The sequence below is a fragment of the Streptomyces sp. NPDC040545 genome (assembly GCF_055595065.1).
The window spans coordinates 191,616-205,727 of the sequence record NZ_JBVIWA010000010.1 but is presented as its reverse complement, the minus strand read 5'-3'; the positions used below and the strand labels follow the sequence as shown (position 1 = coordinate 205,727).

The window sequence follows — 14,112 nt, the reverse complement described above, 5'->3', positions numbered from 1 at the left end:
TACGGCGGACGGTCAGAGCGCTCCGAGCTCGCCGACCGAGGTGACCCGGATGACGGCCCGGCCCTCCTCGTCGGAGGCGGCCAGGTCGACCTCGGCGCTGATGCCCCAGCCATGGTCCCCGTTGGGGTCCGCGAAGGTCTGGCGGACGCGCCACAGGCCGTGCGCCGGGTCCTCCTCGATCTGCAGGAGCTTCGGGCCGCGGGCATCGGGTCCGGTGCCCAGGTCGTCGTACTCGTCCCAGTACCCGTCCAGGGCCTCGCCCCAGGCATCCGCGTCCCAGCCGGATTCGGAGTCCAGCTCGCCCAGCACGTTGACGTGGTCGAGGGCGGCCAGCTCCACCCGGCGGAACATGGCGTTGCGGACCAGGACACGGAAGGCGCGCGAGTTCGCGGTGACCGGCTTGACCTGGTCGGCCTTCTCCTGGGCCTGCTCCGCCGTCTCCACCTCCGGGTTCGCCAGCTGCTCCCACTCGTCCAGCAGGCTGGAGTCGACCTGGCGGACCAGCTCGCCGAGCCAGGCGATCAGGTCCTCGAGGTCCTCGGACTTGAGGTCGTCGGGGATGGTGTGGTCCAGCGCCTTGAAGGCGCTCGCCAGGTAGCGCAGCACGATGCCCTCGGTGCGGGCCAGCTCGTAGAAGGAGGTGAACTCGGTGAAGGTCATCGCGCGCTCGTACATGTCGCGGATGATCGACTTCGGGGAGACCGGGTGGTCGCGCACCCACGGGTGACTCTTGGCGTACACGTCGTAGGCGTGCGAGAGCAGCTCTTCGAGCGGCTTGGGATAGGTGACGTCCTGGAGCCGCTCCATCCGCTCCTCGTACTCGATCCCGTCGGCCTTCATCTGGCCGACCTGGATGCCGCGTTCCTTGTTCTGCTGGGCGGCGAGGATCTGCCGCGGGTCGTCCAGCGTGGACTCCACGACGGAGACCATGTCCAGCGCGTAGGAGGGGGACTCCGGGTCCAGCAGGTCGAAGGAGGCCAGGGCGAAGGTGGACAGCGGCTGGTTGAGCGCGAAGTCCTGCTGGAGGTCGACGGTCAGCCGGATGGTGCGGCCCTCCGCGTCCGGGGTGTCGAGCTTCTCGACCACACCGCCGTCCAGCAGCGAGCGGTAGATCGCGATGGCCCGGCGGATGTGCCGCAGCTGGGCCTTGCGGGGCTCGTGGTTGTCCTCCAGCAGGTGGCGCATCGCCTGGAAGGCGTCGCCCGGCCGGGCGATGACCGACAGCAGCATGATGTTGGTGACCTTGAAGCGCGAGGTCAGCGCCTCCGGATCGGCGGCGATCAGCTTCTCGAACGTGGTGTCCGACCAGGCGACGAAGCCCTCGGGAGCCTTCTTGCGCACCACCTTGCGGCGCTTCTTCGGATCGTCGCCCGCCTTCGCGAGCGCCTTCTCGTTCTCGATGACGTGCTCGGGGGCCTGCGCGACCACATAGCCCGCGGTGTCGAAGCCGGCCCGGCCGGCGCGCCCCGCGATCTGGTGGAACTCCCGGGCGCGCAGCGTGCGGACGCGGTTGCCGTCGTACTTGGTGAGCGCGGTGAACAGCACCGTGCGGATCGGGACGTTGACGCCGACGCCGAGGGTGTCCGTACCGCAGATGACCTTCAGCAGACCGGCCTGCGCGAGCTTCTCCACCAGGCGGCGGTACTTGGGCAGCATGCCGGCGTGGTGCACACCGATGCCGTGCCGGACGTAGCGGGAGAGGTTCTGGCCGAACTTGGTGGTGAAGCGGAAGTTGCCGATGAGCTCGGCGATCTTGTCCTTCTCCTCGCGCGTGCACATGTTGATGCTCATGAGCGACTGCGCCCGCTCGACCGCCTGGGCCTGGGTGAAGTGCACGATGTAGACCGGGGCCTGCCGGGTCTCCAGCAGCTCGGTGATCGTGTCGGTGATCGGGGTGGTGACGTACTCGTACGAGAGCGGGACGGGCCGGGTCGCGGAACGGACCACCGAGGTGGGCCGGCCGGTGCGCCGGGTCAGGTCCTCCTCGAACCGCTTCATGTCGCCGAGCGTCGCCGACATCAGGATGAACTGTGCCTGCGGCAGCTCCAGCAGCGGGATCTGCCAGGCCCAGCCGCGGTCCGGCTCGGCATAGAAGTGGAACTCGTCCATCACGACCTGGCCGATGTCCGCGTGCTTGCCGTCGCGCAGGGCGATGGAGGCCAGCACCTCGGCGGTGCAGCAGATCACCGGGGCGTCCGCGTTCACGGAGGCGTCGCCGGTGAGCATGCCGACGTTCTCGGTGCCGAAGAGCTTGCACAGGTCGAAGAACTTCTCCGACACCAGCGCCTTGATCGGGGCGGTGTAGAAGGTCACCTTGTCCTGGGCCAGGGCGGTGAAGTGCGCCCCGGCCGCGACCAGGCTCTTGCCGGAGCCGGTCGGGGTGGACAGGATGACGTTCGCTCCGGAGACGACCTCGATCAGCGCCTCCTCCTGAGCCGGGTACAGGGTGATGCCCTGGTCCTCCGCCCACGAGGAGAAAGCCTCGAAGAGGGCATCGGGGTCGGCGTTCGGCGGGAGCTGATCAATGAGGGTCACACCCCCCATCTTGCCTGGCTTCCCCCCGGATCAGGGAACCGGCGGACGGAACGAAGATCGCCGACGGTACGCTGTGCCGTCGATGAGGCCCGAACGAAACAGTCGACCGGGCCCGACCACACACCAGCGGGGCGGGAAACGACCATGATGGGTCCGGCGCACTCACTGTCCGGGGCAGCGGCCTGGCTGGGGGTGGGCGCGGCCACCGCGGCCGCCGGACACCCCATGCCCTGGCCGGTCCTCGTCGTCGGCGCGCTGATCTGCGCCGGGGCGGCCCTCGCCCCCGACCTCGATCACAAGTCGGCGACGATCTCGCGCGCCTTCGGCCCGCTCTCCAAAGGCGTGTGCGAGGTGGTCGACAAGATCTCCTACGCCGTCTACAAGGGCACCCGCTCCAAGAAGGACGCCCGCCGCACCGGCGGCCACCGCACCCTGACGCACACCTGGCTCTGGGCCGTCCTCATCGGAGGCGGGGCCTCCCTGCTCGCCGTCACCGCCGACCGCTGGGGTGTGCTCGCCCTGCTCTTCGTGCACCTGGTGCTGGCGGTCGAAGGCCTGCTGTGGCGGGCCGCCCGGATGTCCAGCGACGTCCTGGTCTGGCTCCTCGGCGCGACCAGCGCGTGGATCCTGGCCGGGGTGCTCGACCAGCCCGGCAACGGCGCGAACTGGCTGTTCACCGGAGCGGGCCAGGAGTACCTCTGGCTCGGCCTGCCGATCGTGCTCGGGGCCCTGGTCCACGACATCGGCGACGCGCTCACCGTCTCCGGCTGCCCGGTCCTGTGGCCGCTGCCGATCGCCGGCAAGCGCTGGTACCCGCTCGGTCCGCCGAAGGCGATGCGGTTCCGCGCCGGCAGCTGGGTGGAGCTGAAGGTCCTCATGCCGGTCTTCGTCCTGCTGGGCGGCTTCGGCGGCGCCACGGCCCTCGGCTTCTTCTGAAACGGGACCGGGCGGCGGAGGGGACCGTTCACCTCCGCCGCCCGGTGCTTTCGCGGCCCGGATCAGCCGTGCCAGGACCGCCACAGGGCCGCGTACGCCCCGTCGGCCGCGACCAGCTCGTCGTGCGAGCCGAGTTCGCTGATCCGGCCGCCCTCGACCACCGCGATCACGTCCGCGTCGTGCGCGGTGTGCAGCCGGTGGGCGATGGCGATGACCGTACGGCCGTCCAGGACCCGGGCCAGCGAGCGCTCCAAGTGCCGTGCCGCACGCGGGTCCAGCAACGAGGTCGCCTCGTCCAGCACCAGGGTGTGCGGGTCGGCCAGCACCAGCCGGGCGAGCGCGATCTGCTGCGCCTGCGCCGGGGTCAGTGCTGCCGTGCTGCCGGAGCCGACCTCGGTGTCCAGGCCGGCCTCCATGGCCCGCGCCCAGCCGTCGGCGTCCACGGCCGCCAGTGCCGCCCACAACTCGGTGTCACCGGCGCCCGTCCGCGCGAGGAGGAGATTGTCCCGCAGCGTGCCCACGAACACGTGGTGCTCCTGGTTGACCAGGGCCACGTGCTCCCGCACCCGCTCCGCCGGCATCCGCGACAGCCGCGCCCCGCCGAGGGTGACCTCGCCGCTGCGGGGCGCGTAGATGCCCGCGAGCAGCCGTCCCAGGGTGGACTTGCCCGCCCCCGAGGGACCGACCAGCGCCATCCGGGTGCCCGGCGGCACGGACATCGACACCTGGTGCAGGACGTCCACGCCCTCCCGGTAGCCGAAGTGGACCTCCTGGGCCCGCACGTCCCTGCCCTCGGGCGCCACCTTCGCGTCCCCGGCGTCCGGTTCGATCTCCCGTACCCCCACCAGGCGGCCGAGCGAGACCTGGGCGACCTGCAACTCGTCGTACCAGCGCAGGATCAGACCGATCGGATCGACCAGCATCTGCGCCAGGAGCGCGCCCGTGGTCAGCTGCCCCACCGACATCCAGCCCCGCATCACGCAGAAGCCGCCGATCAGCAGCACCGAGCCGAGGATCGTCACGAAGGTGACATTGATGACGGGGAAGAGGACCGTCCGCAGGAAGAGCGTGTACCGCTCCCACGCGACCCACTGCGAGATCCGCCGCTCCGACAGCGCGATCCGCTCCGGCCCGAGGCGGTGCGCCTCGACCGTGCGGCCCGCGTCCACCGTCTCGGTGAGCACGGCCGAGACCGCCGCGTAGCCGGCCGCCTCCGAGCGGTACGCCGACGGCGCCCGCCGGAAGTACCAGCGACAGCCGATCACCAGCACCGGCAGCGCCACCAGCGCGGCCAGCGCCAGCGGCGGCGCGGTCACCGTGAGCGCCCCGAACAGCAGCCCCGCCCACACCACACCGATGGCGAGCTGCGGTACGGCCTCGCGCATGGCGTTCGCGAGACGGTCGATGTCGGTGGTGATCCGCGACAGCAGATCGCCGGTACCGGCCCGCTCCAGCACACCCGGCGGCAGACCCACCGACCGCACCAGGAAGTCCTCGCGCAGATCGGCCAGCATCTCCTCGCCGAGCATCGCCCCGCGCAGCCGGACCAGCCGGGTGAAGAACGTCTGGACCGCCAGCGCCAGCGCGAACAGCAGCGCCACCCGCTCCAGATGCAGCTCGCGCGCCCCCGCCGACAGGTCGTCCACGATCCGGCCCAGCAGGTACGGGCCGACCATGGAGGCGATCACCGCGGCCGCGTTGACGCCCACCAGCGCCACGAAGGCCCGCCGGTGGCGCCGGAAGAGGCCGCGCACATAGCCCCGTACGGTCGCCGACGTGCCCACGGGCAAGGTCGCGGCCGACTCGGGGGCCGCCGGGTCGTACTCCGGCGGCGCCACGCCGATCATGCGGATTCCTCGATCTCTGTGAGTGCTTCTTCCAGCTCTGTCAGTTCCAGCCCGCCGAGCCGCTGCTCCTCGTCGGTCTCGCGGGTGACGACCGCCCGGTAGCGCGGCTCGCGCTGCAGCAGCTCGCGGTGGGTACCGACGGCCGCCACCGTGCCGCCGTCGATGAGCACGACCCGGTCCGCGCGGTCCAGCAGCAGCGGCGAGGACGCCAGCACCACCGTGGTCCGCCCGGCGCGCAGGGCCGCGATCCCGTCCGCGATCCGCGCCTCGGTGTGCGAGTCGACCGCGGAGGTCGGCTCGTCGAGCACGAGCACCTCCGGATCGGTGGCCAGGGACCGCGCCAGGGCGAGCCGCTGGCGCTGGCCGCCCGACAGGGACCGGCCGCGCTCGGTGATCCGGGCGTCCATCGGGTCCTCGACCCCGTCCGGCGCCGACTGCAGCAGCGCGTCCAGGACGTCCCCGCACTGGGCCGCGCCCAGAGCCGCACCGGACTCGACCGCTCCGGAGGCCGGTACGTCGAACAGCTCCCGCAGGGTCCCGGACAGCAGCACCGGATCCTTGTCCTGTACGAGGACCAGGGTGCGCGCGGTGTCCAGTTCGAGCTCGTCCAGCGCGACTCCGCCGAGGAGCACGGACGGCGCCCCGGCCGCGCCGGCCCCGGAACCGGCCCCCTCGTCGGCCCCCGCACCGGCCCCGGTGTCCGGCGCCGGGTCCCCGTCCGCCGGATGACCGCCCAGGCGTTCGGCGAGCCGCCCGGCCAGGTCCGGGTCCCCGCACACGACGGCGGTGAACCGCCCCGCGGGGGCCAGCAGACCGGTCCGCGGGTCGTACAGGTCCCCGCCCGCGGCCGGTGCCTCCACCGGCCCGGTGCGCACGGGACGCGCGGCGCCGGATTCCGTCCGGGTCAGTGACAGCACCCGGGCGGCCCGCTGGGCGGAGGGACGCGAGAAGGAGTACGCCATGGCGATCTCCTGGAAGTGCCGCAGCGGGTAGAGCAGGGTCGCCACCGCGCTGAACGCCGCGACGAGTTCACCCACCGCGATGCGCCCGTCCGAGACGAGCGTGGCGCCGTACCAGACCACCGTGATCATCAGCACGCCCGGGAGCAGCACCTGGATCGCGGAGATCAGCGCCCACATCCGTGCGCTGCGCACGGCCGCCTTGCGGACCTCCTGCGAGGCCTCGCGGTAGCGGCCGAGGAACAGCTCCTCACCGCCGATGCCGCGCAGCACGCGCAGGCCCGCGACGGTGTCGGAGGCCAGCTCGGTGGCCTTGCCCGCCTTCTCCCGCTGGATGTCGGCGCGCTTGGTGGCGCGCGGCAGCAGCGGCAGCGAGGCCAGGGCGATCAGCGGCACGCCGATGGCCACGACCACCCCGAGCTCGGGGGAGTAGAACAGCAGCCCGATGCAGACGAGGACGACGGAGAAGACGGCCGCGAGGAAACGCGAGACCGCCTCGACGAACCATCCGATCTTCTCCACGTCACCCGTGGACACCGAGACCACTTCACCCGCGGCGACCCGCCGGGTGAGGGCGGACCCCAGCTCGGCCGTCTTGCGCGCCAGCAGCTGCTGCACCCGTGCCGCGGCGGTGATCCAGTTGGTGACGGCCGTGCGGTGGAGCATGGCGTCGCCGACCGAGATGGCGACGCCGATGACCAGGAGGAGCAGGCCGACGAGCAGCAGTCCGTTCGGCTCACGGCCGACGACCGCGTCGACGCCGAAGCCGACGGCGTACGGCAGCGCGGCGACACCGGTGAAGTGCAGCATCCCCCAGCACAGGCTCTTGAGCTGTCCGCCGAGCTGACCGCGTCCCAGCCACAGCAGGAACCGGGGGCCGGAACGAGCGTCGGGTACCCCTGGATCCGGATACGGAAGATCGCTGATCTGCATGACGCCCCATGACTGGTCGAGTGGTTCAAACCGTGCAAGGTTCGCCTTCAGGACCGGCGCCGGGCAATCGATTTTACGCGGGACGCACGCTGCGGCCAGCAGGTTTACGGCCGCGGGGGACGACATGACGCCTGGTCACGGGGGTCGCACGCCCCGGCGCTCACGGGCGGGTGGCGTGCTCCAGTTCGAGCAGCGCCGAATAGTAGCTCCGCCCCGTCGCCCGGTCCATGCCCACCTCGCACATCCGGTTCGCCGACAGGTGCGCGTCGAAGGCCCGCGCGGTCACCTCCGCCGCCTCGCGCGCCGTCGCCGAGGCCGTCAGTTCCGGGTGCAGCATCCCCCGGTCGCCCGCGAAGGCGCAGCAGCCCGCGTCGCCGGGGACCACCACCTCCTCGGCGCACGCCTCGGCGACCGCCCGCAGCCGGTCCTCGTCGCCCAAGTGCCGCATCGAGCAGGTGGGGTGGAGCACGGCCGAGCCCACCCTGCGCCGGACCTCCAGGCGCGGCAGCAGCTCCTCGGCGGCCCACACGATCGAGTCGAGGATCCGTAGCTCCGCGTGGAGGGCCCGGTTCTCCGACGTCAGGTAGGGGACGACCTCGCGCGCGATGCCCAGCGTGCAGGAGGAGGCGTCCACGACCAGCGGCAGCAGTCCGCCGGCCGTCCAGCCCCACGCCGCCTCGACGATCCGGTTGGCCATCACCCGGGTGCCGGCCTCGTAGCCCTTGGAGTGCCAGATCGTCGCGCAGCAGGTGCCGCCGACGTCGCCGGGGATCCAGACGGGCCGCCCGGCCCGCTCCGACACGGCCACCACGGCCTGGGGCAGGGAGGGTCCGGGCCGGCCCGCCGGGCCGCCGAAGATCCGGTTGACGCAGGCCGGGTAGTACACGGCCGCGGCGCCCACCCGCCGGGTCGGCGGCAGGCGACGGGCGGCGGCGCCCGGGATCAGCGCCGGCCATTGCGGAACCAGGTCCGGGCGTACGGCCTTGCGCGCGGCCCCGGTGACCGCCCCGAGCAGCCGGTCGCGGGCCCCGGAGGGGATCCGGCCGGCGGCGGCGACCGCCAGCCGGGCGGCGGACTCGGCGGCCCCGAACCGACGGGCGGCCAGCGCGGCGGCGGCCTCCTCGCGCGGGCCGTGCCGGCGGTGGCGGAAGTCCTTCATCAGCGCCCCGGTGTCGATGCCCACCGGGCAGGCGAGCTTGCAGGTGGAGTCGCCCGCGCAGGTGTCCACCGCGTCGTAGCCGTAGGCGGCGAGCAGGCCGTCCAGCACAGGGGAGCCGGGCTGCTGGCGCATCATCTCGCGGCGCAGCACGATCCGCTGGCGCGGAGTGGTCGTCAGGTCCCCGCTGGGGCAGGTCGGTTCGCAGAATCCGCACTCGATACAGGGGTCGGCCACCGCCTCCACCTGCGGAATGGTCTTCAGGCCGCGCAGATGGGCCCGCGGGTCGCGGTCGAGGAGGATGCGCGGGGCGAGCACCCCCTGCGGGTCGACGAGCCGCTTGGTGCGCCACATCAGTGCGGTGGCCGCGGGGCCCCATTCCAGCTCCAGGAAGGGGGCCATGTTGCGGCCCGTGGAGTGCTCGGCCTTCAGGGAACCGTCGAACCGCTCCACGATGAGGCGGCAGAAGGCCTCCATGAAGGCCCCGTACCGCTCGACGTCGGCGGGGTCGGCGGCGTCGAAGGCGAGCATGAAGTGCAGGTTGCCGTGGGCCGCGTGACCGGCGACGGCCGCGTCGAAACCGTGCTCCGCCTGGAGCGCGAGGAGCGCCTGGCAGGCCTCGGCCAGCCGGGACGGCGGCACCGCGAAGTCCTCGGTGATCAAGGTGGTGCCCCGGGCGCGAGCTCCGCCGACGGCGGTGACGAAGGCCCTGCGGGCCTGCCAGTAGCCGCCCACGGTCTTCGGGTCGCCGGTGAAGGAATTGGTGACCGAAGCCGCCGGGGCGACCAGATCGAGGCCGTCGAGGATGCGGGCGGCGCGCTGCGCGCAGGCGTCCCGGCCGGCCTTGTCCGGAGCCCGGAACTCCACGAGCAGGGCCGTGGTCTCCCGGGGCAGGTCCGCCCAGTCGGCGGGCACGCCGGTGACGCCGACGCAGGCGCGCAGGGTGTTGCCGTCCATCAGCTCGACGGCGACGGCGCCCGCCTCGTTGAAGAGCGGCACGGCCGCGGCCGCCGCGGGCAGCGAGCGGAAGAACAGCAGGGCCGAGCAGACTTCGCGGTCCAGCGGGAGGGTGTCGAAGACGACCTCGGAGATGAAGCCGAGGGTGCCCTCCGAGCCGACCATGAGCCCCCGCAGGATCTCGACGGGGGTGGTGCCGTCCAGGAAGGCGTCGAGACGGTAGCCGGTGGTGTTCTTGATCTCGTACTTGGCCCGGATCCGGGCCACCAGCGCGGGATCGGTCTCGATCTCCCGCTTGATCTCCATCAGCCCGTGGCACAGGGCCGGTTCGGCGCGCGACAGCTCCTCGTCGGCCAGCGGGTCGGCGGTGTCCACGACGGTGCCGCCGGGCAGGACGAAGGTGAGGGAGGAGAGTGTGCGGTAGGAATTGCGGGTGGTGCCCGCCGTCATGCCGGAGGCGTTGTTGGCGACGACCCCGCCGAGGGTGCAGGCGACGGCGCTGGCCGGGTCGGGGCCGAGGATCCGGCCGTGCCGGGCGAGGGACGCGTTGGCCCGGGCCACGGTGGTGCCGGGCCGGATCCGGGCCCGCCTGCCCTCCTCCAGCACCTCGATCCCGGCCCAGTGGCGGCGTACGTCGACCAGGATGTCCTCACCCTGGGCCTGGCCGTTGAGCGAGGTCCCGGCGGCGCGGAAGACGACGTCGCGCCGGCGGCCGTGCGCGTACGAGAGCACCGCCGAGACGTCGTCGATGTCCTCGGCGATCACCACGACCTGGGGCACGAACCGGTAGGGGGAGGCGTCGGAGGCGTAGCGGACCAGGTCGGAGACCTTCCACAGCACCTTCTCGGGGCCCAGCAGCCCGGTCAGCTCGGTGCGCAGCGGCTCGGGCGTGCCGCCGGCCCGGTGCCCGGGGAGCCGGTCGGGGGCGGGGCCGCCGATGCTGCGCGGGCGCAGGGCCCCCGGCTCCGGTTCCAGCAGCGGCATCTGCGACCCCTCGCGTCGTCGAGGCCACGGGTGGCCTAGTCAGCAGGTGTGCTCCGCCGGGGCGTCCGACAGGGCGTTCAGCAGACCGCCGAGCACTTCGCGCTGGTCGGCGGTCAACGGAGCCAGGATCTCCTCCGCCGCGTCGGTTCGCGCGTTGCGCAGACGGCGCAGCGTGGCGCGGCCGGTGTCGGTGAGCTCGATCCGTATGACGCGGCGGTTCGCGGGGTCGGGCGCGCGCCGTACGCACTCGGCGGCCTCCAGGCCGTCCACGAGGGTGGTCACCGCGCGCGGCACGACTTCCAGGCGCGCGGCGAGATCCGCCATCCGGGGTGCCTGCTCGCCCTCGTAGTGCGAGACGAGGCGCAGCAAACGACTCTGGGCGGGAGTGATCCCGAGCGGCACCATGTGGCGCTTCTGGATCCGGTGCAGCCTGCGCGTCAGGCGCAGGAGCTGTTCGGCGAGGAGGCGATCGGTGTCGGAGGCCGAAGCGGAGGCCGAAGCAGAGGCGGTGTCGGAGGCGGAGCTCATGCGGGAACGATATCAGGATGCCGTTCATTGTGAGTATAGGTAACAATGACCTATGCTCCAATGGCCCCGACTTCACCGAAGGGGACACCGCGAGGACCCAGACCCTGACTCCTGACCCCCGAGAGGGTGCCCATGCCGCACGACGAACCGAAGTGGATCCCATCGAAAGACCCCATCGACCCCGCCCGGCCCGCCCCGGCGGAGCAGCCGCGTGAGCTGCGCCGCATCGTGGGGCTGTTCCGGCCCTACCGCGGCCGGCTCGCCGTCGTCGGCCTGCTGGTCGGCGCCTCCTCGCTGGTCGGCGTCGCCTCGCCGTTCATGCTCCGGGAGATACTCGACGTCGCGATCCCGCAGGGCCGCACCGGGCTGCTCAGCCTGCTCGCGCTCGGCATGATCCTCACCGCCGTCGTCACCAGCGTCTTCGGCGTGCTCCAGACCCTGATCTCCACCACCGTCGGCCAGCGCGTCATGCACGACCTGCGCACCGCCGTCTACGCGCAGCTCCAGCGGATGCCGCTGGCCTTCTTCACCCGGACCCGCACCGGAGAGGTGCAGTCCCGCATCGCCAACGACATCGGCGGGATGCAGGCCACCGTCACCTCCACCGCGACCTCGCTCGTCTCGAACCTGACGGCCGTCATCGCCTCCGTGGTCGCCATGCTCGCGCTCGACTGGCGGCTCACCCTCGTCTCGCTCCTCCTGCTCCCCGTCTTCGTGTGGATCAGCCGGCGGGTCGGCCGGGAGCGCAAGAAGATCACGATGAAGCGACAGAAGCAGATGGCCGCCATGGCCGCGACGGTCACCGAGTCGCTCTCGGTCAGCGGCATCCTGCTCGGCCGCACCATGGGCCGCTCCGAGTCCCTCACCTCCGCCTTCTCCGCCGAGTCCGAGAAGCTCGTCGGCCTGGAGGTGCGCTCCAGCATGGCCGGGCGCTGGCGGATGTCCACCATCGGCATCGTCATGGCCGCGATGCCCGCCCTCATCTACTGGGCGGCCGGCATAGCCCTCCAGACGGGCGCCCCCTCACTCTCCGTCGGCACTCTCGTCGCCTTCGTCACGCTCCAGCAGGGCCTGTTCCGGCCCGCCGTGAGCCTGCTGTCGACCGGCGTGCAGATACAGACCTCCCTCGCGCTGTTCGCCCGCATCTTCGAGTACCTCGACCTCCCGGTGGACATCACCGAGCGCGCCGACGCGGTGCGGCTGGACCGGGCCAAGGGCGAGGTCACCCTGGAGGACGTGCACTTCACGTACGACACCAAGAACGGTCCGACCCTCTCGGGGATCGACATCACCGTTCCCGCCGGCGGCTCCCTGGCTGTCGTCGGCCCGACCGGCTCCGGCAAGAGCACGCTCAGCTACCTGGTGCCCCGGCTGTACGACGTCACCGGTGGACGGGTCGCCCTCGACGGGGTGGACGTGCGCGACCTCGACTTCGACTCGCTGGCCCGCTCCATCGGCGTGGTCTCCCAGGAGACCTACCTCTTCCATGCCTCGGTCGCCGACAACCTGCGCTTCGCCAAGCCGGACGCCACCGATGAGGAGATCGCCGAGGCGGCCCGCGCGGCTCAGATCCACGACCACATCGCCTCCCTGCCCGACGGGTACGACACCCTGGTCGGCGAGCGCGGCTACCGGTTCTCCGGCGGTGAGAAGCAGCGTCTGGCCATCGCGCGCACCATCCTGCGGGACCCGCCGGTGCTGATCCTCGACGAAGCCACCAGCGCCCTGGACACCCGCACCGAGCACGCCGTCCAGCGGGCCATCGACAACCTCTCCGCGGGCCGCACGACCATCACCATCGCGCACCGCCTCTCCACCGTCCGCGACGCCGACCAGATCGTCGTCCTGGACTCCGGGCGCATCGCCGAGCGCGGCACCCATGAGGAGCTGCTGAAGGCGGACGGCCGGTACGCGGCCCTGGTCCGCCGGGACCGGGACGCCGCGCTGGCGCCCGAACCGCCCGAGGGCGTCCAGCTGGCTCCGGTAAATGTGTGACCGTACGACCGGCACACGGGTCCGGTGCGGGAAATACTACGAATCGCCGGTTAGCGTTCCCGTATGCGCCATGAGTACCGGCCGCCGCAGCGCCGTTCCCGGCTGACCCGCCGGGGCCGGCTGGCGCTCTTCCTCGGCACACTGTTCGCCCTCGGTGCGGCAGCCCTGATCCCGATACTGCGCGGTGGCGACGTGCCGGAAACGCCGCGCCGGCTGGTCATCCCCGAGGGATGGCGGGCCCCGCAGGTGTACGCCGCGGTCGACCGCGAGCTGAAGCTCCCGCCGGGCTCCACGAAGGCGGCGGTCGCGACCGCCGGGCTGGCCCTGCCCGCGGAGGCCAAGGGCAATCCGGAGGGCTACCTCTTCCCGGCGACGTACCCGGTGACCTCGAAGTCCACCCCGGCCGCCCTCCTCACGCACATGGTGCGGACGGCGAACCAGAAGCTCGCCACCCGGGCCGTCGCCGACGGCGGCAAGGCCCACGGGATGACCCCGTACCAGACGGCCACCCTGGCGAGCATCATCGAGGCGGAGGCCGAGGGCCGCGCCGACATGGGCAAGGTCGCACGGGTGGTGCACAACCGGCTGGCGAAGTCGATGCCGCTCCAGATGGACTCCACCATCAACTACGCGCTGAACCGCAGCACCGTGGACACCAAACTGAGCGACACCCGGATCGACAGCCCCTTCAACACCTACGCACGCCAGGGACTGCCACCCACGCCGATCGACAGCCCGGGACTGGAGGCGATGGCGGCCGCCGTCGCCCCGACGCCCGGCGACTGGCTGTTCTTCGTCACCGTCAAGCCGGGGGACACCCGCTTCTCGGCGACGTACGAGGAACACAGGAAGCACGTCGCGCAGTTCAACCGGATCCGCGCGGGCGCCGACTCCCGCACAGGTCAGGCCGGTCCCGCCGGGAAATGACGGGCACCGGCCCCGGCAGCGGTTCTACGATCGGCGGCCTGCCGGAAGTGTGGACCGAGGGGCGAACCGTGAAATGGCCATGGAGAGCGAAAACGAAGGCTGAAGCGAAGGACGACGCGAGTGCCGAAGCGAGCGACGGGCCGGCATTCGACGCGGAGTCCATCGGCAAGCACATCCGGGCGCGCATGGAGGCGGAAGCGAAGGCCGCTGCGGCCGCCGAGAGCTGGACCGATCCCGTTCTGGCCGTACGGGACGGGGCGGGCTGGGTGTACCCGACCCGTGAGGCCCGAGCGGCCGGCGGCGCCCCGGACCGGATCATCCCTCTCGGGGAACCGGAGGCCCAGGCCGGCTGAGG

At 72.1% G+C, this 14,112-nt stretch carries 9 protein-coding genes; 4 read left to right on the top strand and 5 right to left on the bottom strand.

What is annotated here, in order from left to right:
* Positions 1-12: 12 nt before the first annotated feature.
* A complete protein-coding gene (locus ACZ573_RS20940) occupies positions 13-2,535 on the bottom strand; it encodes a DEAD/DEAH box helicase (RefSeq protein ID WP_471306262.1) in 2,523 nt (840 codons plus the stop codon).
* 144 nt (positions 2,536-2,679) lie between these two features.
* Between ACZ573_RS20940 and ACZ573_RS20935 the strand changes: the two genes are divergently transcribed.
* Positions 2,680-3,471 (top strand): metal-dependent hydrolase, encoded by a 792-nt coding sequence (locus ACZ573_RS20935; RefSeq protein ID WP_471306261.1) that lies wholly within the window; start codon positions 2,680-2,682, stop codon positions 3,469-3,471.
* Between the two features lie 62 nt (positions 3,472-3,533).
* Here ACZ573_RS20935 and ACZ573_RS20930 read toward each other — a convergent pair whose 3' ends face one another.
* The 4 genes from ACZ573_RS20930 to ACZ573_RS20915 form a co-directional block, all read right to left on the bottom strand.
* Complete coding sequence (locus ACZ573_RS20930) at positions 3,534-5,318, bottom strand: ABC transporter ATP-binding protein (RefSeq protein ID WP_471306258.1); 1,785 nt, start codon at positions 5,316-5,318, stop codon at positions 3,534-3,536.
* Complete coding sequence (locus ACZ573_RS20925) at positions 5,315-7,210, bottom strand: ABC transporter ATP-binding protein (protein ID WP_471306255.1); 1,896 nt, start codon at positions 7,208-7,210, stop codon at positions 5,315-5,317. The genes ACZ573_RS20930 and ACZ573_RS20925 overlap by 4 nt, the downstream gene beginning before the upstream one ends.
* Before the next feature lie 160 nt (positions 7,211-7,370).
* Positions 7,371-10,307: an FAD-binding and (Fe-S)-binding domain-containing protein gene (locus ACZ573_RS20920; RefSeq protein ID WP_471306252.1), complete on the bottom strand. Its 2,937-nt coding sequence runs from the start codon at positions 10,305-10,307 to the stop codon at positions 7,371-7,373.
* A gap of 39 nt (positions 10,308-10,346) precedes the next feature.
* The gene (locus ACZ573_RS20915) at positions 10,347-10,835 is read right to left on the bottom strand and encodes a MarR family winged helix-turn-helix transcriptional regulator (RefSeq protein ID WP_471306250.1); all 489 of its coding nucleotides are present in this window, start codon (positions 10,833-10,835) and stop codon (positions 10,347-10,349) included.
* 132 nt (positions 10,836-10,967) lie between these two features.
* On the opposite strand from ACZ573_RS20915, the gene ACZ573_RS20910 reads away from it, so the two are divergent.
* The 3 genes from ACZ573_RS20910 (at position 10,968) to ACZ573_RS20900 (ending at position 14,110) form a co-directional block, all read left to right on the top strand.
* Positions 10,968-12,830, top strand: coding sequence for an ABC transporter ATP-binding protein (locus ACZ573_RS20910; protein ID WP_471306248.1), 1,863 nt, complete (start codon positions 10,968-10,970; stop codon positions 12,828-12,830).
* A 63-nt stretch (positions 12,831-12,893) separates the two neighbouring features.
* A complete protein-coding gene (gene mltG / locus ACZ573_RS20905) occupies positions 12,894-13,757 on the top strand; it encodes an endolytic transglycosylase MltG (RefSeq protein ID WP_471306244.1) in 864 nt (287 codons plus the stop codon).
* Positions 13,754-14,110: a hypothetical protein gene (locus ACZ573_RS20900; protein ID WP_471306241.1), complete on the top strand. Its 357-nt coding sequence runs from the start codon at positions 13,754-13,756 to the stop codon at positions 14,108-14,110. The genes mltG and ACZ573_RS20900 overlap by 4 nt, the downstream gene beginning before the upstream one ends.
* Positions 14,111-14,112 lie beyond the last annotated feature (2 nt).